The organism is Pantoea sp. ICBG 985 (assembly GCF_002928365.1).
Taxonomy (GTDB): domain Bacteria; phylum Pseudomonadota; class Gammaproteobacteria; order Enterobacterales; family Enterobacteriaceae; genus Pantoea; species Pantoea dispersa.
In genome coordinates, this window is the sequence record NZ_POWM01000002.1 from 115526 (window position 1) to 134063 (window position 18538).

At 56.2% G+C, this 18538-nt stretch carries 17 protein-coding genes and 1 pseudogene; 15 read left to right on the forward strand and 3 right to left on the reverse strand.

What is annotated here, in order from left to right; translation table 11 throughout:
- The first annotated feature begins 285 nt into the window (after positions 1 to 285).
- The 3 genes from yfbV to C1Y42_RS06620 all read left to right on the forward strand — a co-directional run bounded on the left by yfbV (position 286) and on the right by C1Y42_RS06620 (position 2057).
- On the forward strand, positions 286 to 738 hold the full coding sequence (gene yfbV / locus C1Y42_RS06610) for a terminus macrodomain insulation protein YfbV (protein WP_021509204.1): 453 nt from the start codon (positions 286 to 288) through the stop codon (positions 736 to 738).
- A 150-nt stretch (positions 739 to 888) separates the two neighbouring features.
- The gene (locus tag C1Y42_RS06615) at positions 889 to 1383 is read left to right on the forward strand and encodes a YfbU family protein (RefSeq protein ID WP_104093072.1); all 495 of its coding nucleotides are present in this window, start codon (positions 889 to 891) and stop codon (positions 1381 to 1383) included.
- Positions 1384 to 1397: 14 nt separating this feature from the next.
- On the forward strand, positions 1398 to 2057 hold the full coding sequence (locus tag C1Y42_RS06620) for a sugar phosphatase (RefSeq protein WP_104093073.1): 660 nt from the start codon (positions 1398 to 1400) through the stop codon (positions 2055 to 2057).
- A gap of 25 nt (positions 2058 to 2082) precedes the next feature.
- Here the strand turns inward: C1Y42_RS06620 and yfbR are convergent, their stop codons facing one another.
- Together yfbR and C1Y42_RS06630 are read right to left on the reverse strand one after the other, a co-directional pair.
- On the reverse strand, positions 2083 to 2682 hold the full coding sequence (gene yfbR / locus C1Y42_RS06625) for a 5'-deoxynucleotidase (protein ID WP_021509207.1): 600 nt from the start codon (positions 2680 to 2682) through the stop codon (positions 2083 to 2085).
- 70 nt (positions 2683 to 2752) lie between these two features.
- On the reverse strand, positions 2753 to 3970 hold the full coding sequence (locus tag C1Y42_RS06630) for a pyridoxal phosphate-dependent aminotransferase (RefSeq protein WP_021509208.1): 1218 nt from the start codon (positions 3968 to 3970) through the stop codon (positions 2753 to 2755).
- A gap of 965 nt (positions 3971 to 4935) precedes the next feature.
- Between C1Y42_RS06630 and lrhA the strand changes: the two genes are divergently transcribed.
- Entirely contained in the window at positions 4936 to 5859 is a 924-nt protein-coding gene (lrhA, locus tag C1Y42_RS06635) for a transcriptional regulator LrhA (RefSeq protein ID WP_021509211.1), read from the forward strand.
- A 48-nt stretch (positions 5860 to 5907) separates the two neighbouring features.
- Here lrhA and C1Y42_RS23965 read toward each other — a convergent pair whose 3' ends face one another.
- Positions 5908 to 6042, reverse strand: a complete 135-nt coding sequence (locus C1Y42_RS23965) for a hypothetical protein (protein ID WP_021509212.1) — start codon at positions 6040 to 6042, stop codon at positions 5908 to 5910.
- Positions 6043 to 6519: 477 nt separating this feature from the next.
- Between C1Y42_RS23965 and C1Y42_RS06640 the strand changes: the two genes are divergently transcribed.
- The 11 genes and pseudogenes from C1Y42_RS06640 (at position 6520) to nuoL (ending at position 18478) form a co-directional block, all read left to right on the forward strand.
- The gene (locus C1Y42_RS06640; protein WP_021509213.1) at positions 6520 to 6963 is read left to right on the forward strand and encodes an NADH-quinone oxidoreductase subunit A; all 444 of its coding nucleotides are present in this window, start codon (positions 6520 to 6522) and stop codon (positions 6961 to 6963) included.
- 15 nt (positions 6964 to 6978) lie between these two features.
- Positions 6979 to 7656 (forward strand): NADH-quinone oxidoreductase subunit B family protein, encoded by a 678-nt coding sequence (locus C1Y42_RS06645; protein ID WP_021509214.1) that lies wholly within the window; start codon positions 6979 to 6981, stop codon positions 7654 to 7656.
- Between the two features lie 116 nt (positions 7657 to 7772).
- Positions 7773 to 9572, forward strand: a complete 1800-nt coding sequence (nuoC, locus tag C1Y42_RS06650; RefSeq protein WP_031280036.1) for an NADH-quinone oxidoreductase subunit C/D — start codon at positions 7773 to 7775, stop codon at positions 9570 to 9572.
- Positions 9547 to 10090 (forward strand): annotated as a pseudogene (gene nuoE / locus C1Y42_RS06655) (NADH-quinone oxidoreductase subunit NuoE). The gene nuoC and the pseudogene nuoE overlap by 26 nt, the downstream one beginning before the upstream one ends.
- A gap of 2 nt (positions 10091 to 10092) precedes the next feature.
- A complete protein-coding gene (gene nuoF, locus C1Y42_RS06660) occupies positions 10093 to 11433 on the forward strand; it encodes an NADH-quinone oxidoreductase subunit NuoF (RefSeq protein WP_031280037.1) in 1341 nt (446 codons plus the stop codon).
- A gap of 100 nt (positions 11434 to 11533) precedes the next feature.
- The gene (gene nuoG, locus C1Y42_RS06665) at positions 11534 to 14257 is read left to right on the forward strand and encodes an NADH-quinone oxidoreductase subunit NuoG (protein WP_058775807.1); all 2724 of its coding nucleotides are present in this window, start codon (positions 11534 to 11536) and stop codon (positions 14255 to 14257) included.
- The gene (gene nuoH, locus C1Y42_RS06670; protein ID WP_021509219.1) at positions 14254 to 15231 is read left to right on the forward strand and encodes an NADH-quinone oxidoreductase subunit NuoH; all 978 of its coding nucleotides are present in this window, start codon (positions 14254 to 14256) and stop codon (positions 15229 to 15231) included. The genes nuoG and nuoH overlap by 4 nt, the downstream gene beginning before the upstream one ends.
- An 11-nt stretch (positions 15232 to 15242) precedes the next feature.
- Positions 15243 to 15785, forward strand: a complete 543-nt coding sequence (nuoI, locus tag C1Y42_RS06675) for an NADH-quinone oxidoreductase subunit NuoI (RefSeq protein WP_021509220.1) — start codon at positions 15243 to 15245, stop codon at positions 15783 to 15785.
- Positions 15786 to 15795: 10 nt separating this feature from the next.
- Positions 15796 to 16347: an NADH-quinone oxidoreductase subunit J gene (gene nuoJ / locus C1Y42_RS06680; protein ID WP_021509221.1), complete on the forward strand. Its 552-nt coding sequence runs from the start codon at positions 15796 to 15798 to the stop codon at positions 16345 to 16347.
- On the forward strand, positions 16344 to 16646 hold the full coding sequence (gene nuoK, locus C1Y42_RS06685; protein WP_013509877.1) for an NADH-quinone oxidoreductase subunit NuoK: 303 nt from the start codon (positions 16344 to 16346) through the stop codon (positions 16644 to 16646). The genes nuoJ and nuoK overlap by 4 nt, the downstream gene beginning before the upstream one ends.
- Entirely contained in the window at positions 16643 to 18478 is a 1836-nt protein-coding gene (nuoL, locus tag C1Y42_RS06690) for an NADH-quinone oxidoreductase subunit L (RefSeq protein WP_104093074.1), read from the forward strand. Before nuoK ends, nuoL begins: the two co-directional genes overlap by 4 nt.
- Positions 18479 to 18538: the final 60 nt, after the last annotated feature.

Here is an 18538-nt window from a genome sequence, read left to right on the forward strand (position 1 = left end):
CGTAGCCTATGAAAGCTGGTAGATTAATGATTAACATCATGCGCTAGTCAAAAAAGAAACGACACGCAAAAAATTTCGGTAATTTTACGCAGATTTTTGAAATCCACGAAGCGAAACATGGCTCCAGCGCGCTCTTTTATTGCGCTGCGGCTTCCGGTAATGTTGCAAAAACGGCGCCAGAATACCCACTGTGACCCGCAAAGACAAAATCTTTTGAAGGATGTCACGTAAAGTTGTGTAGTTATAAAATTTTTTTAAATGTTGCAGTAATAGTTGAGGTCTACCATGGCGAATGACGCAGGCAATCCAGGCTGGTTCGGCTTATTTCAGCGCGGCCAGCACTACATGAAAACCTGGCCCGCCGACAAACGTCTGGCGCCGGTGTTTCCTGAGAACCGTGTGGTGACGGCAACCCGCTTTGCGATTCGCTTTATGCCACCGCTGGCCATTTTTACGCTGACGTGGCAAATCGCGCTCGGCGGGCAGCTCGGTCCGGCCATTGCCACCGCGCTGTTTGCCTGTAGCCTGCCGATGCAGGGATTATGGTGGCTGGGTAAACGTTCCGTCACGCCGCTGCCGCCAACGCTGCTGCACTGGTTCCACGAAGTGCGCGCCAAACTGGAAGAGGCCGGACAGGCTATCGCCCCCGTTGACGGCAAGCCGACTTACCAGGCGCTGGCGGATGTGCTCAAGCGTGCTTTTAAGCAGCTCGACCGTACTTTCCTCGACGATCTTTGATCAAATGGCGCTTTTCTCTGCCAGAGAATTTGCGCCCAATCCCGGTTCAAATCAAAGAATAGTGATGCGGACATACACGCATCGCTTTCGTTGTGTAATCATTTCTGCATTGTTTAAATCTTAAGCGGCCCTGCGGCCCGGGAGTAAACCATGGAAATGACCCATGCACAGCGACTGATTCTTTCTAATCAATACCAGATGATGGCGATGCTTGAGCCGGATAACGCCGAGCGCTATCGCCGCTGTCAGACCATTATTGAACGCGGCTATGGACTGCAATTGCGCGAGCTGGACAAAGAGTTCGGCGAACTGAGCGAGGCGACCTGCCGTACGCTGATCGACATTATGGAAATGCATCATGCGCTGCATGTTTCCTGGTCCAATCACAAAGCGCCGTGCAACATTGAAGAGCGTCGCCTGGCGTTTCTCGGCTTCGACGCGGCCACCGAAGCGCGTTACCTCGGCTATGTGCGCTTTATGGTTAATGTGGAAGGGCGCTATACCCATTTCGATTCCGGCACCCACGGCTTCAATGCGCAAACCCCGATGTGGGAAAAATACCAACGCATGCTGGCGGTGTGGCACACTTGTCCGCGTCAGTATCACCTCAGCGAGAATGAGATCGCGCAAATCCTCAATGCCTGAATAAGGAGCAACGTGTGAAGTACAGGGGTTTTCTGTTTGATTTAGACGGGACGCTGGTGGATTCACTGCCGGCCGTGAATCGCGCCTGGTCAAGCTGGGGCGCGCGCCACGGCCTGGCCGCGCAGCAGGTGCTGGACTACATTCACGGCAAACCGGCGATCAACTCGCTGCGCCACTTTATGGCGGGCCAGTCTGAAGCGGCGATCCAGGCCGAATTTCGCTGGCTGGAGCAGCTGGAAGCAGAAGACACGGCAGGCGTGCAGGCGATTGCCGGTGCACACGCGTTGCTGACCACCCTGAACGCACTCGACATTCCCTGGGCGATTGTGACTTCGGGATCGATCCCGGTGGCGCATGCCCGTCACAAAGCGGCCGGTTTACCGCTGCCGGAGGTGTTTATTACCGCCGAGGACATTAAATTCGGTAAGCCCAATCCTGAACCTTATTTGCTGGGCGCTGAGCGGCTCGGGCTTTCTGCGCCAGAATGCGTGGTGGTGGAAGATGCACCGGCGGGCATTATCGCCGGGCTGGAAGCAGGCAGCGCGGTGGTGGCGGTCAATCCACCAGCCGATGCGTCACGCCTGAGTGAAGTGGCGCTGCAGGTGGAAAATCTGCAGCCGCTGCACATCAGTAAACAGCCGGACGGTTATTTCAGCGTGACGCTCCGCGCCTGAAACAGCCCACGCTGAGCGGCGCAGATTACAGCGGCGTATCCTGGGAAATTTCATCCAGCGACAGGCTGAAGCTGGGGATGAAGACTTCAACGAAGTAATCCATCTCCGGCGATCGCCGCTGCGCCAGCGTCTTCTCCAGACGGGCTTTGGCCAGCAGAAACTCGTTGTTGCCGGCCGACAGTTCTTCAAGGCACTTAAGGTAGGCGCACAGCGCATCAGCCTGTTTCACCACCGCCTGCTCGCTCTCGCTATGCAGGTGCTCATCCAGCAGCGGACGATACGCGTCCTGCAACTCAGGTGGCAGCATCTCAATCAGCTTGTGCTGCGCAATCTTTTCGATCTTCTTGTATTCATGGGCAATCTGCGCGTTGTAGTACTTCACCGGCGTGGGCAGATCGCCGGTCAGCACTTCGCTGGCATCGTGATACAGCGCCAGCATGGCGATGCGATCGGCATTCAGATTGCCGTTAAATTTTTTGTTTTTAATGATGGCCAGCGCGTGCGCCACCATGGCGACCTGCAGACTGTGCTCGGAGACATTTTCCGTGCGCACATTGCGCATCAGCGGCCAGCGGTTGATGAGTTTCAGGCGGGAGAGGTGGGCGAAAAAGTGGCTACGGGTCATGGACGGTTCCTGTTGCACGGCGGGGAGCTTGTGCGGCTCCCCGAAAGTCAAACAGTATACGCGTCACAGATTACTGGCGATAGCCTTGCAGGAAGCGACCAAACTTGTTGATGGCCATCTCGAGGTCGTCCACGCGCGGCAGGGTAACGATGCGCACGTGATCCGGCCACGGCCAGTTAAAGGCGGTGCCCTGCACCAGCAGAACTTTTTCCTGCAGCAGGAAATCCAGCACCATTTTCTGGTCGTCCATGATGTTGAATTTCTTCGCATCGATGCGCGGGAACATATAGAGCGCGCCCTGCGGCTTCACGCAGCTGACGCCGGGAATATCGTTAATCAGTTCCCAGGCGCGCTGGCGCTGCTCGAACAGCCGTCCACCCGGCGCGATAAACTCGCTGATGCTTTGATAGCCGCCCAGCGCAGTCTGAATGGCATGCTGCGCTGGCACGTTAGCGCACAGACGCATCGAGGCCAGCATCTCCAGACCTTCGATATAGCCTTTGGCGTGCTTCTTCGGTCCGTTCAGTACCATCCAGCCCTGGCGGAAACCGGCCACGCGGTAGGTTTTGGACAGCCCGTTGAAGGTCACGGTCAGCAGATCCGGTGCCAGCGCGGCAATCGAATGATGCTGGGCTTCGTCATACAGAATCTTGTCGTAGATCTCGTCGGCGAAGATGATCAGGTTATGCTGGCGGGCGATCTCCACGATCTCCAGCAGCAGCTCTTTGCTGTACACCGCACCGGTCGGGTTGTTGGGGTTGATGATCACGATCCCGCGGGTACGCGGTGTGATTTTGCTGCGGATATCATCCAGATCCGGGAACCAGCCCGCGGATTCGTCGCACAGATAGTGCACCGCTTTGCCGCTCGACAGCGAAACCGCCGCCGTCCACAGCGGATAATCTGGCGCGGGCACCAGCATCTCATCGCCGCTGTTCAGCAGCGCCTGCATCGCCTGCACGATCAGTTCAGACACACCGTTGCCAATATAGATATCTTCTACCGTAACGTCGCGCATGTCGCGCGCCTGGTAGTGCTGCATGATGGCTTTACGTGCTGAATAGAGACCTTTCGAGTCGCAATAGCCTTGCGCGCTCGGTAGGTTACGAATCACGTCTACCAGGATTTCATCAGGGGCTTCAAAACCAAACGGGGCAGGGTTGCCGATGTTGAGTTTGAGAACTTTGTTGCCTTCTTCTTCGAGACGTTTAGCTTCTTTCAGTACCGGGCCACGAATGTCGTAACAGACATTTTCCAGCTTGCCGGATTTATCAATTTGAAAATTCATCGTTACCGCCTTAATGGGCAGAGTCCTTTTAACCTGCCACTAAAATCAAACCTGCTCAATTTACTCCTCTCACCGTAACAAAAGAAGGGCAGCGCTGGGTTTTGGCGCGATAGCCAGGCTTTGCCGGATTCAGTGGCGCGAAACGCATTTTTAACTATTAAAACTGGTTTAATTATCTATTAAAATGGCAGGAGTCAACATTAAATGCTTACGCTGATCGGGTCGCCTGTAAACCGGGATATCCAGCCGCGCGCCGCGCCATTCAGCAATTTTTCATTTAACTGCGGTCTGAGGAATGGTTAGCGACTTGATGAAATAGTTAAAGAAATCTTGTTAGATGCCGAAAAAATGTGCAGCAATGATTAAGCACTATCTGGCATGAGGCGATGACGACGGTTATTTGCTTTGCCAGGCGGTTGAAACCAGGCCCCGTCAGCCGGGGATAAAACCGCGTGGCAGCGGCTTAAATAGCATTTACGCTGTCACTTTAACGCTTATCATTCAGTTTAAGAACCAGGCGGGTTAAAAAATCAGCAGCGTTGTGGCAGGATGTGCCGGAAATGGCTTTTGGTCAAAAATTACGATGTTTTGAACAAAAACATTTCCATTTATAGCGTAAAAATGATTAAGTATAATTTATTATTTGATGCACTTTATCGCTTCGCATCAGCATAACAAGATGTTATTCCTTTTTGCCCCGCAGGACAGTTTGGCGGGAAACCAGGCAACTACACAGCTTCCAGCAACGTTCTACTGACGTCCCTGGCCCAGGAAGTTGTTCTGACTTTTACGACGCCATTGCCCGTTTTGCGGTGATGTGTTCGTCGGCATCCGCCTGACTCGATTTTTTCATGAGCGCCTTCACACAGGGCGATCATTAAGCACCATTACCACTTATCTCTTTGATAAGTATGGTAATACACCAGGGTAGTAGTTTCAAAAAATCTTATAAGTGAAGAAATAACATGACTAATGCAAATCGTCCGATACTGAATCTCGACCTCGATCTGCTGCGTACTTTTGTCGCCGTTGCTGACCTGAATACCTTTGCAGCCGCCGCTGCAGCAGTATGCAGAACGCAATCAGCCGTAAGCCAGCAGATGCAACGTCTGGAACAATTGGTAGGTAAAGAGCTGTTTGCCAGACATGGACGTAACAAATTGCTGACTGAGCATGGCATTCAGCTGCTTGGCTACGCCAGGAAGATCCTGCGTTTCAACGATGAAGCCTGCACTTCTTTAATGTACAGCAATATCCAGGGCGTGCTGACGATTGGCGCGTCTGACGATACCTCTGATACCATTCTGCCGTTTCTGCTTAACCGCGTAACGTCAGTGTATCCGAAACTGGCAATCGATGTCCGCGTGAAGCGTAATCCGTTTATGATGGAGATGCTGAACCAGGGCGAAGTGGATCTGGTGGTGACCACCTCCAGTCCGGGTAACTTCACCTACCAGGTGCTGCGCACCTCGCCAACGCTTTGGTACTGCGCGGCAGACTATATTTTCCAGCGTGGTGAAGCCATTCCGCTGGTGCTGCTGGATGAGCCAAGCCCGTACCGTGACATGGCGATCGATCATCTCAACGAAGCGGGTATCCCGTGGCGTATCTCCTACGTGGCTTCCACGCTGGCGGCGGTACGCGCGGCGGTAAAAGCGGGGCTGGGTGTTACCGCGCGTCCGGTTGAAATGATGAGCCCGGAACTGCGCGTGATGGGGGCGGCAGAAGGCCTGCCGGTGCTGCCGGATACGCAATATCTGCTGTGCCGTAATCCGGACAGCGATAATGAGCTGGCGCTGGCCATCTTCAACGCGATGCAGTCCACTAACGATCCTTACAATCTGAGCGCGAATCCGGACGGTACGCTGTTGCTGGATGATGAAGAGTAAGGTTGACCGTTACTGGTAATCCTGCACAACCGGCATGCCAGATAATTGTTAAAAGTTAGAGAAAAGAGCCTTAGCCTGATGAAAATCAGCTAAGGCTTTTTTTATGGCGGTTATTTCCGCTTTTTTAGCACGATTTGCACCTGATAATTTCACTAACTTCCTGAAAAGTGAAATGTGTTTCATTTTCATCCTGCGCGGAATTTATTTATCATTTCGTGCCAACTTTATCTCCGCCTGTCGCCAGACCGCCTGCCGGTTTTTCCAGCAAAAAACGTCAATATGTGTTCTGGATCAAAAAAATACCCCCGATAAGGGGGGGGAAATCCGCGCAAGACCTGTCAAACTATGATTGTTAAATGCACGATCCATGCATGTGAATACCCGCTACACTGAAATTAACCGTACAAACTGAAGCGATTTAGCTGGCGCTCAGGGGTGCATATGTTAATAATATGATGCGGGTGTAAATTAATGTTTGGATACTTTTGTCAAAGTTGACAAAAGGTTATAGAAAGGAGTAAAAAACCCCATAAAATTGCTGCTTAATTGATAAAGACAGCAAAGTTTATAAGGTTTTTTATCCTTCCCTTGAATCGATGTGGTGTGTTTGCTGCGACAGTGCAGGATGCCATCGCCACTTTTGATGAGTAAGCAAAGAGTATGTCAACAACCACAGAAGTCATCGCTCATCACTGGGCGTTTATTGTTTTCATTGTTATCGCGTTTGGCCTGTGTGCCTTTATGTTAACCGGTGGCTGGTTGTTAGGTGGACGTGCACGCGCGCGCCATAAAGACACGCCGTTTGAATCCGGTATCGAATCCGTCGGTGATACCCATATCCGCCTCTCGGCAAAATTCTATCTGGTTGCGATGTTTTTCGTCATTTTCGACGTCGAAGCCCTCTATCTATACGCATGGTCGACCTCCATTCGCGAAAGCGGCTGGGTCGGCTTTGTCGAAGCCGCAATTTTCATTTTGGTGCTCCTGGCAGGCCTGGTTTATCTGGTGCGCATCGGTGCGCTGGATTGGGCGCCTGCGCGTCGTCGCGTAGTCGTCAAATCGAGCCCGGTCAGCCACAGTCACACCAACCCTCATAAGCAGTAAAAGCGAGGCAATAAGATGGACTACACGCTGACACGCGTAGACCCGAACGGGGGCGATAACGACCGTTATCCCCTGCAGAAACAGGAGATTGTTACCGATCCTCTGGAGCAGCACGTTCATCGCAGCGTCTATATGGGCAAGCTCGAGCACGCCCTGCATGACATGGTGAACTGGGGTCGTAAAAACTCTCTCTGGCCGTATAACTTCGGCCTTTCCTGTTGCTACGTGGAAATGACCACGTCATTCACCGCAGTACATGATGTGGCGCGTTTCGGTGCGGAAGTAATGCGCGCCTCGCCACGTCAGGCTGACTTTATGGTGATCGCCGGTACGCCGTTTACCAAAATGGCGCCGGTGATTCAGCGTTTGTATGACCAGATGCTGGAACCAAAATGGGTGATTTCGATGGGGGCCTGCGCCAATTCCGGCGGTATGTATGACATCTATTCGGTGGTGCAGGGTGTGGATAAATTCCTGCCGGTTGATGTGTATATCCCGGGTTGTCCGCCACGTCCGGAAGCTTACATGCAGGCGCTGCTGCTGCTGCGTGAGTCCATCGGCAAAGAACGTCGTCCGCTCTCGTGGGTGGTTGGCGATCAGGGCGTGTATCGCGCCAATATGCAGTCTGAGCGTGAAAGAAAGCGTGGTGAGCGTATTGCCGTCACCAACCTGAGAACCCCAGACGAAGTTTAAGCACCCCGTACACGGATGGAGCCACGGCCGCAGCAGATAATGACAACGTAGTGTGTGCCGCCATCCTGACGCCTTCTTTTGAGTGCCTGATTACAGGCCGGAATGGTGAGTAACGTATGACAGATTTAACCACGCAAGATCTCGCTCAGCCTGCATGGCAAACCCGGGATCACCTGGATGATCCGGTGATCGGCGAGCTGCGTAACCGTTTTGGGCCGGATGCCTTTACCGTTCAGGCCACCCGCACCGGCATTCCGGTCGTTTGGGTGAAGCGTGAACAGCTACTGGAAATCATTGAATTCCTGCGTAAGCTGCCGAAGCCGTACGTCATGCTCTATGACCTGCACGGTTTCGATGAGCGTTTACGTACCCACCGCGCCGGTCTGCCCGCCGCGGATTTTTCCGTTTTCTATCACCTGCTGTCGATTGAACGCAACCGCGACATCATGCTCAAGGTGGCGCTGTCTGAAAACGATCTGAATGTGCCCACCATCACCAAAATTTTCGCCAACGCCAACTGGTACGAGCGCGAAACCTGGGAGATGTTTGGTATCACCTTCAACGGCCACCCGCACCTGACGCGCATCATGATGCCGCAGACCTGGGAAGGGCACCCGCTGCGTAAAGACTACCCGGCGCGCGCCACTGAGTTCGATCCTTTCACGCTGACTAAGCAGAAAGAAGATCTGGAGATGGAGTCACTGACCTTCAAGCCGGAAGACTGGGGCATGAAGCGTGGCACCACCAATGAGGACTTCATGTTCCTCAACCTCGGTCCGAACCACCCTTCAGCGCACGGTGCGTTCCGCATCATTCTGCAGCTGGATGGCGAAGAGATCGTCGACTGCGTGCCGGACGTGGGTTACCACCATCGCGGCGCGGAGAAGATGGGCGAGCGTCAGTCGTGGCACAGCTATATTCCGTATACCGACCGTATCGAGTACCTCGGCGGTTGCGTAAACGAAATGCCGTACGTACTGGCGGTGGAAAAGCTGGCGGGCATCACCGTGCCGGATCGCGTGAATGTGATTCGCGTGATGCTGTCAGAGCTGTTCCGTATCAACAGCCACCTGCTGTACATCTCCACCTTTATTCAGGACGTCGGTGCCATGACACCGGTGTTCTTTGCCTTTACCGACCGTCAGAAAATCTATGACGTGGTGGAAGCCATCACCGGTTTCCGTATGCACCCGGCGTGGTTCCGCATCGGCGGTGTGGCGCACGATCTGCCGAAAGGCTGGGAGCGTCTGCTGCGCGAGTTCCTCGACTGGATGCCGAAGCGTCTGAAAGAGTACGACAAAGCTGCGCTGCGCAACACCGTGCTGATGGGCCGTTCGCAGGGCGTGGCCGCCTATAACATGGACGAAGCGCTGGCGTGGGGCACCACCGGTGCCGGTCTGCGCGCCACCGGTCTGGATTTCGACGTGCGTAAATGGCGTCCCTATTCCGGCTATGAAAACTTCGACTTCGAGGTGCCGGTCGGCGCCGGCATCAGCGACGCTTACACCCGCGTGCAGCTGAAGATGGAAGAGATGTGGCAGTCGCTGCGTATCCTTGAGCAGTGCCTGAAAAACATGCCGGAAGGGCCATTTAAGGCCGATCATCCGCTGACCACGCCGCCACCGAAAGAGCGCACGCTGCAGCACATTGAAACCCTGATCACGCACTTCCTGCAGGTTTCGTGGGGCCCGGTAATGCCGGCCAACGAATCGTTCCAGATGATTGAAGCGACGAAAGGGATCAACAGCTACTACCTGACCAGCGATGGCAGCACCATGAGCTACCGCACCCGCGTGCGTACGCCGAGCTTCCCGCATCTGCAGCAGATTCCTTCGGTGATTCGCGGCAGCCTGGTATCCGACCTGATCGTGTACCTCGGTAGTATCGATTTTGTTATGTCAGACGTGGACCGCTAATTATGCACGATCAAAAAATTGCCATTCAAACCATCGACCCGACTGAGGTCTTTGTGCTGAGCGAGGCCGAGCACCACGCTATTGAGCATGAAAAACATCACTATGAAGATGCGCGCGCGGCGTCGATTGAAGCGCTGAAGATCGTGCAGAAGCAGCGCGGCTGGGTGCCAGACGGTGCCATCAACGCGATTGCTGAGGTACTGGGCATTCCGGCCAGCGACGTAGAAGGTGTGGCGACGTTTTACAGCCAGATCTACCGTACGCCGGTTGGCCGCCACGTGATTCGCTACTGCGACAGCGTGGTGTGCCACATCACCGGTTACCAGGGCATTCAGGCGGCGCTGGAGCAAAACCTGAACATTAAGCCAGGACAAACCACGCCGGATGGCCGCTTTACCCTGCTGCCAACCTGCTGCCTCGGCAACTGTGACAAAGGCCCGACCATGATGGTGGATGAAGATACCCACGTTCACCTGACGCCGGAAGGCATCGCCAACCTGCTGGAGCAGTATCAATGACCATTAAACAGATCATTCGTACTGCGGAAACCCATCCGCTGACCTGGCGTCTGCGTGACGACAAACAGCCGGTATGGTTCGATGAATACCGCAGTAAAAACGGCTACGTTGGCGCCGATAAAGCGCTTAAGGGCATGAGCCAGGACGAGATCGTCGCCGCGGTGAAGGATTCCGGCCTGAAAGGGCGCGGCGGTGCGGGCTTCAGCACCGGCCTGAAATGGAGCCTGATGCCCAAAGATGAATCCATGAACATCCGTTACCTGCTGTGTAACGCCGATGAGATGGAACCTGGCACTTATAAAGACCGCCTGCTGATGGAGCAGTTGCCGCACCAGCTGGTGGAAGGCATGCTGATCAGTGCGTTTGCGCTGAAAGCCTACCGTGGCTACATCTTCCTGCGCGGTGAATACATCGAAGCCGCGGAAAACCTGCGTCGTGCGATTGCCGAAGCTACTGCCGCGGGCTATCTCGGCAAAAACATTCTTGGTACCGGCTTCGATTTCGAGCTGTTTGTTCACACCGGTGCGGGCCGCTATATCTGTGGCGAAGAGACCGCGCTGATCAACTCGCTGGAAGGGCGCCGCGCTAACCCGCGTTCCAAGCCGCCGTTCCCGGCCAGTGCCGGCGTCTGGGGCAAACCGACCTGCGTCAACAACGTTGAGACGCTGTCCAACGTGCCGGCGATCTTCCTGAATGGCGTGGAGTGGTACAAAAACATCTCCAGCAGCGAAGACACCGGTACCAAGATGATGGGCTTCTCCGGCCGGGTGAAAAATCCGGGCGTATGGGAGCTGCCGTTTGGCACCACCGCGCGTGAAATCCTCGAGGATTATGCCGGCGGAATGCGCGATGGCCTGAAGTTCAAAGCCTGGCAGCCGGGCGGAGCCGGTACCGACTTCCTGACCGAGCAGCACCTCGACCTGCCGATGGAATTTGCCAGCATCGGCAAAGCCGGCAGCCGTCTGGGTACCGCGCTGGCGATGGCGGTCGACCACGAAATCAATATGGTGTCGCTGGTACGCAACCTCGAAGAGTTCTTTGCGCGCGAGTCGTGCGGCTGGTGTACGCCGTGCCGCGACGGTCTGCCGTGGAGCGTGAAGATCCTGCGTGCGCTGGAGCAGAAAAAAGGCCAGCCGGGGGATATCGAAACCCTGCTGCAGCTTTGCCGCCAGCTCGGTCCGGGCAAGACGTTCTGCGCCCACGCACCGGGTGCCGTTGAGCCACTGCAGAGCGCGATTAAATATTTCCGTGACGAGTTTGAAGCCGGCATTGCGCCGCAGGTGTTTGGCAATACCCGCGCCATTGGCGGGATTCAGCCTAACCTGCTGAAAGCGCGCTGGTAAGCCGCCGTCGTACACGGAATCGCCCGGGCCTGAGGCTGCGGGGCAGGAATTAGATGTTTAACGCTCGTCTGCGGACGAGCCTTACGGAAGCATGTTCACTATGGCTACAATCCATGTAGACGGTAAAGAATATGATGTGAACGGAGCGGACAACCTGCTGCAGGCGTGTCTGTCTCTGGGCCTTGATATTCCTTATTTTTGCTGGCATCCGGCGCTGGGAAGCGTGGGAGCCTGCCGCCAGTGCGCGGTGAAGCAATTCCAGAATGCCGAAGATACCCGTGGTCGCCTCGTCATGTCCTGCATGACGCCTGCGTCTGACGGCACCTTTATCTCCATCGACGATGGCGAAGCGAAAGAGTTTCGTGAAAGCGTGGTGGAGTGGCTGATGACCAACCACCCGCACGACTGTCCGGTGTGCGAAGAGGGCGGTAACTGTCACCTGCAGGATATGACGGTAATGACGGGACACAGCTTCCGTCGCTACCGTTTTACCAAGCGTACCCATCAGAATCAGGATCTCGGGCCGTTTATCTCGCATGAGATGAACCGCTGTATCGCCTGTTACCGCTGCGTGCGCTACTACAAAGATTACGCCGATGGCAAAGATCTTGGCGTGTACGGCGCGCATGACAACGTCTACTTTGGACGTCCGGAAGATGGCACGCTGGAGAGCGAATTCTCCGGTAACCTGGTAGAAATCTGCCCGACCGGCGTGTTCACCGATAAAACCCACTCTGAACGCTATAACCGTAAGTGGGATATGCAGTTTGCGCCCAGCATCTGCCAGCAGTGCAGCGTGGGTTGTAACACCAGCCCGGGCGAGCGCTATGGCGAGCTGCGTCGTATCGAAAACCGCTACAACGGATCGGTGAACCACTACTTCCTGTGCGACCGTGGCCGTTTCGGCTATGGCTACGTAAACCGTAAAGATCGTCCGCGTCATCCGGAACAGCTGCGCGGTAGCGACCGCATCACGCTGAACGCAGAGCAGGCGGTTAATGCCGCCGCGGATATCCTGCGTCAGGCGAAGAAGGTGATCGGTATCGGTTCACCTCGCGCCAGTATTGAAAGCAACTTCGCGCTGCGTGAACTGGTGGGCGCGGAAAACTTCTCAACCGGTATGCCGGCAGCTGAGCAGGCGCGGGTTGAGCTGATGCTGAAAGTGCTGCAGCAGGGTGGTATCTATACGCCATCGCTGCGTGAAATTGAAAGCTATGACGCCGTACTGGTGCTGGGTGAAGACCTGACTCAGGTCGGTGCCCGCGTGGCGCTGTCGGTGCGTCAGGCCGTTAAAGGCAAAGCACGCGAAATGGCCGCCGCTCAGAAAGTCGCGGACTGGCAGATCGCCGCCATCCTCAACATTGGTCAGCACGCCAAACATCCGCTGTTTGTCACTAACGTTGATGAAACCCGTCTCGATGATATCGCCGCGTGGAGCTATCGCGCACCGGTGGAAGATCAGGCCCGCCTGGGCTTCGCCATCGCGCACGCGCTGGATGACAGCGCACCGGCGGTTAGCGATTTTGACAGCAGCCTGAACGGCAAGCTGGACGTGGTGGTACAGGCGCTGGCCGGCGCGAAAAAACCGCTGATCATTTCCGGCACCCACTCAGGCAGCACGGCAATGATTGAAGCGGCAGCCAACGTGGCTAAAGCGCTGAAAGCGCGCGGTGCCGACGTCGGTATTACCTTCCTCGCGGGAGCCGCCAACAGCTTTGGTCTTGGCCTGATGGGCGGTCAGTCGCTGGACAGCGCGCTGGAGCAGCTGGATAAAGGCGAAGCGGAAGCGCTGGTGGTGCTGGAGAACGATCTCTACCGTCACGCACCGAAAGCCACCGTCGATGCAGCACTGCACAACACCGCGCACGTGATTGTGGTTGATCATCAACGCACCGCCACGCTGGAGAAAGCCGGTCTGGTGCTCTCCACCGCCAGCTTTGCTGAGAGCGATGGCACCTCCATCAACCATGAAGGTCGCGCCCAGCGCTTCTTCCAGGTTTACGATCCGGCCTACTACGACGATAGCGTGGTGATGCTGGAGAGCTGGCGCTGGCTGCATTCGCTGCACAGCGCTGTCGAGAGCCGCCAGATTGACTGGACGCAGCTCGATCACGTGATTGATGCCGCGATTGTGGCGCTGCCGCAGCTGAAAGGGATTAAGGACGCGGCGCCGGACGCCAGCTTCCGTATTCGTGGCCAGAAACTGGCGCGTTCACCGCATCGTGCCAGTGGCCGTACCGCCGCGCGCGCCAACATCAGCGTGCACGAACCGCGTCAGCCGCAGGATAAAGACACCATGTTTGCCTTCTCCATGGAAGGTAACAACCAGCCGTCGGCACCGCGTTCGCAGATTCCTTTTGCCTGGGCACCAGGCTGGAACTCACCGCAGGCGTGGAACAAGTTCCAGGCGGAAGTGGGCGGTAAACTGCGTCATGGCGATCCGGGCGTGCGTCTGTTTGAAGCCAGCGAAAGTGCACTGGACTGGTTCAGCCAGGTTCCGGCACGCTTCGTGGGCGGCAGCCAGTATCGCGTGGCTCCTTACTATCAGCTGTTTGGTAGTGAAGAGATGACGCAGCGTTCGCCAACCTTCCAGAAACGTATGGCACCGGCCACGCTGGTGATCAACCCGGCAGATGCTGAGAAGCTGGGCGTTAACAATGGTGCATCCGTGGAGCTGGTTTGCGCCGGTGAAACGCTGCGTCTGCCGGTGCGCTTCTCTGCGGCACTGCAGGCGGGGCAGGTGGGTCTGCCGCTCGGCATGCCGGGTGTACCGCCGTTCCTCGCGGGTGCGCAAATTGACAAACTGCAGGAGGCAGCGCAATGAGCTGGCTGACACCGGACGTTATTGACATCATCCTGCAGGTGGTGAAAGCCATTGTTATCCTGCTGGTGGTGGTGGCCTGTGGTGCCTTCATGAGCTTTGCCGAGCGTCGTCTGCTCGGCCTGTGGCAGAACCGTTATGGACCGAACCGCGTAGGCTGGGGCGGCTCGCTGCAGCTGGCGGCGGACATGATCAAAATGTTCTTTAAAGAGGACTGGGTTCCGCCGTTTACCGATCGCTTCATCTTTACCCTGGCACCGGTCATCGCCTTCGTTTCGCTGCTGCTGGCGTTTGCGATTGTGCCGGTTTCGCCGAGCTGGATGGTCACCGACCTGAACATCGGTCTGCTGTTCTTCCTGATGATGGCGGGTCTGGCGGTGTACGCCGTACTGTTTGCGGGCTGGTCGAGTAACAACAAATACTCGCTGCTCGGTGCAATGCGTGCCTCCGCGCAGACCCTGAGCTACGAAGTGTTCCTTGGCCTGTCGCTGATGGGCGTGGTGGCGCAGGCGGGTTCCTTTAACCTGAACGCCATCGTTGAGAGCCAGACGCACCTGTGGAACATCATCCCGCAGTTCTTTGGCTTCGTGACCTTCTGTATTGCCGGCGTCGCGGTGTGCCACCGTCATCCGTTTGACCAGCCGGAAGCGGAGCAGGAACTGGCCGACGGTTACCACATCGAATATGCCGGGATGAAGTTCGGCCTGTTCTTTGTCGGTGAGTACGTGGCCATTACTACCGTATCGGCGCTGATCGTCACCCTGTTCTTTGGTGGCTGGCACGGTCCGTTCCTGCCGCCGTTCATCTGGTTCGCCCTGAAAACGGCGTTCTTTATGGTGATGTTTATCCTGATTCGTGCTGCGCTGCCGCGTCCACGCTATGACCAGGTGCTGTCGTTCGGCTGGAAAGTATGTCTGCCGTTGACGTTATTGAACCTGCTGGCCACTGCCGCAGTGATTCTGTACAACGCGCAGTAAGGGGTTTTGAGATGACTTTAAAAGATATTGTCGTTGGCTTCGGCACGACAGTGCGCAGTATCTGGATGATTGGCATGCATGCCTTCGCCAAGCGCGAAACCCAGATGTATCCGGAAGAGCCGGTTTATCTGCCGCCGCGCTACCGTGGCCGTATCGTGCTGACGCGCGATCCGGACGGCGAAGAGCGCTGCGTGGCCTGTAACCTGTGCGCCGTTGCCTGCCCGGTCGGCTGTATTTCGCTGCAGAAAGCGGAGATGCAGGATGGCCGCTGGTATCCGGAATTTTTCCGCATCAACTTCTCGCGCTGCATCTTCTGTGGTTTATGTGAAGAAGCGTGCCCGACCACCGCGATTCAGCTGACGCCGGACTTCGAACTCGGTGAGTTCAAGCGTCAGGATCTGGTGTATGAGAAGGAAGACCTGCTGATTTCCGGCCCGGGTAAATATCCGGAGTACAACTTCTACCGCATGGCAGGTATGGCGATCGACGGTAAAGACAAAGGCGACGCGGAAAACGAAGCCAAACCGATCGACGTTAAAGGCTTATTACCTTAAGGAGCCAGGTATGGAATTTGCGTTTTATCTTTGCGGACTGGTGGCGGTGCTGACGACATTGCGCGTCATCACCCACACCAATCCGGTACATGCGCTGCTGTACCTGATTGTTTCGCTGCTGTCGATTGCCGGCGTGTTCTTCTCGATGGGTGCCTATTTTGCCGGTGCGCTGGAGATCATCGTCTATGCCGGTGCCATCATGGTGCTGTTTGTGTTCGTGGTGATGATGCTTAACCTGGGTAAAACCCAGCAGGATCAGGAGCGCGAATGGCTGAAGCCGTCGCTGTGGATCGGTCCGGGCATTGTCTCGCTGCTGCTGCTGGTGGTGATGATCTACGCCATCCTGACCGCGACCGACCAGGGTATTGATGGCACCGTCATCGATGCCAAAGCGGTGGGCATCAGTCTGTTTGGCCCGTATGTTCTGGCGGTTGAGCTGGCGTCAATGCTGCTGCTGGCCGGTCTGGTGGTGGCGTTCCATATCGGACGTGAAGATCGTCAGGGCGAAGTGCTGAGCAACCGCGTGTCAGACGCGGCGGCCAATAAGGAGGAGCACGCATGATCCCGTTACAACACGGCCTGATTCTGGCTGCTGTGCTGTTTGTTCTCGGCCTGACCTCGCTGGTACTGCGCCGCAACCTGCTGTTTATGCTGATTGGTCTGGAGATCATGATCAACGCCGCGGCGCTGGCGCTGGTGGTGGCAGGCAGCTACTGGGGACAAGCCGACGGTCAGGTGATGTATATCCTGGCAATCAGCCTCGCGGCGGCGGAAGCCAGTATTGGTCTGGCGCTGCTGCTCCAGCTCTATCGTCGTCGTCAGACGCTGAACATTGACACAGTGAGCGAGATGCGCGGATGAATCTTCTCTATTTAACCGTATTATTTCCGCTGATTGGCTTCCTGCTATTGGCGTTTTCCCGTGGTCGCTGGTCGGAGAACCTGTCGGCTGCGGTGGGGATGGGTTCAGTAGGCCTTGCGGCACTGACCACCGTATTTGTGGGCATGGACTTCTTCAGCCAGGGTCAACAGCCGTTTACCCAGGCGCTGTGGACCTGGATGCACGTCGGTAACTTTGACATCAAAGTGAACCTGGTGCTGGACGGTCTGTCGCTGACCATGCTGTCGGTGGTTACCGGCGTCGGCTTCTTCATCCACATGTTCGCTTCCTGGTACATGCGCGGTGAAGAGGGCTATTCACGCTTCTTCGCTTACACCAACCTGTTCATCGCGAGCATGGTGGTGCTGGTGCTGGCCGATAACCTGATGCTGATGTACCTGGGCTGGGAAGGGGTAGGGCTGTGTTCCTACCTGCTGATTGGCTTCTACTACAGCAATCCGGAAAACGGCAAAGCGGCGATGAAAGCCTTCATCATCACCCGTGTCGGTGACGTGTTCCTCGCCTTTGCGCTGTTCATTCTCTACAACGAACTGGGTACGCTGAACTTCCGTGAGCTGATGGAGCTGGCCCCGGCGCACTTCGCGGCGGACAACCACATGCTGCAGTGGGCGACGCTGATGCTGCTGGGCGGTGCCGTGGGTAAATCGGCACAGCTGCCGCTGCAGACGTGGCTGGCCGATGCGATGGCCGGTCCGACGCCGGTCTCCGCGCTGATCCACGCTGCCACCATGGTAACCGCAGGCGTCTATCTGATTGCCCGCACCCACGGTCTGTTCCTGCTGACGCCGGAAGTGCTGCATCTGGTGGGTATCGTTGGTGCGATTACGCTGGTGCTGGCGGGCTTCGCCGCGCTGGTGCAGACCGACATCAAACGCGTGCTGGCTTACTCCACCATGAGTCAGATCGGCTACATGTTCCTGGCGCTGGGCGTACAGGCGTGGGACGCCGCAATTTTCCACCTGATGACCCATGCGTTCTTCAAGGCGCTGCTGTTCCTCTCCTCCGGTTCCGTGATTCTGGCCTGTCATCACGAGCAGAACATTTTCAAAATGGGCGGTTTGCGTAAGAGCATCCCGCTGGTGTACGTCTGCTTCCTGGTGGGCGGTGCCGCGCTGGCCGCGCTGCCGCTGATTACCGCCGGCTTCTACAGTAAGGACGAGATTCTGTTCGGTGCGCTGGCTAACGGTCACATCAATCTGATGGTCGCCGGTCTGGTGGGTGCATTCCTTACCTCAATCTACACCTTCCGCATGATCTTCATCGTGTTCCACGGCGAAGAGAAAATTCATGCGCATGCCGGTAAAGGCATTACGCATCACCTGCCGCTGATTGTGCTGCTGGTACTCTCAACCTTCGTTGGCGCGCTGATTACGCCTCCGCTGGCGGGCGTGCTGCCACAGAACGAGTTTGGTGAAACCGGCAAAGTGGCGCTGGAAATCACCTCGGGTGCCGTGGCGATTATCGGTATCCTGATTGCCGCCGCGCTGTGGCTGGGCAAACGTCAGCTGGTCACCCGCATCGCTAACAGCGCGCCGGGCCGTTTCTTCGGCACCTGGTGGTTTGCGGCCTGGGGCTTCGACTGGCTGTACGATAAGGTATTTGTTAAACCGTACCTTGGCATTGCCTGGCTGCTGCAGCGCGATCCGCTCAATTCACTGATGAACCTGCCGGCGCTGCTGTCGCGCATCGGTAATAAAGGTCTGGTGGTGAGTGAGAACGGCTATCTGCGCTGGTATATCGCGTCGATGAGCGTCGGTGCCGTGGTGGTGCTGGCGCTGATGCTGGTGATTTAACGATTGATGAGCGGGGCGCGCGATGGTTTAGCGCCCCACGTAAGAATGTTCAAAATTGTC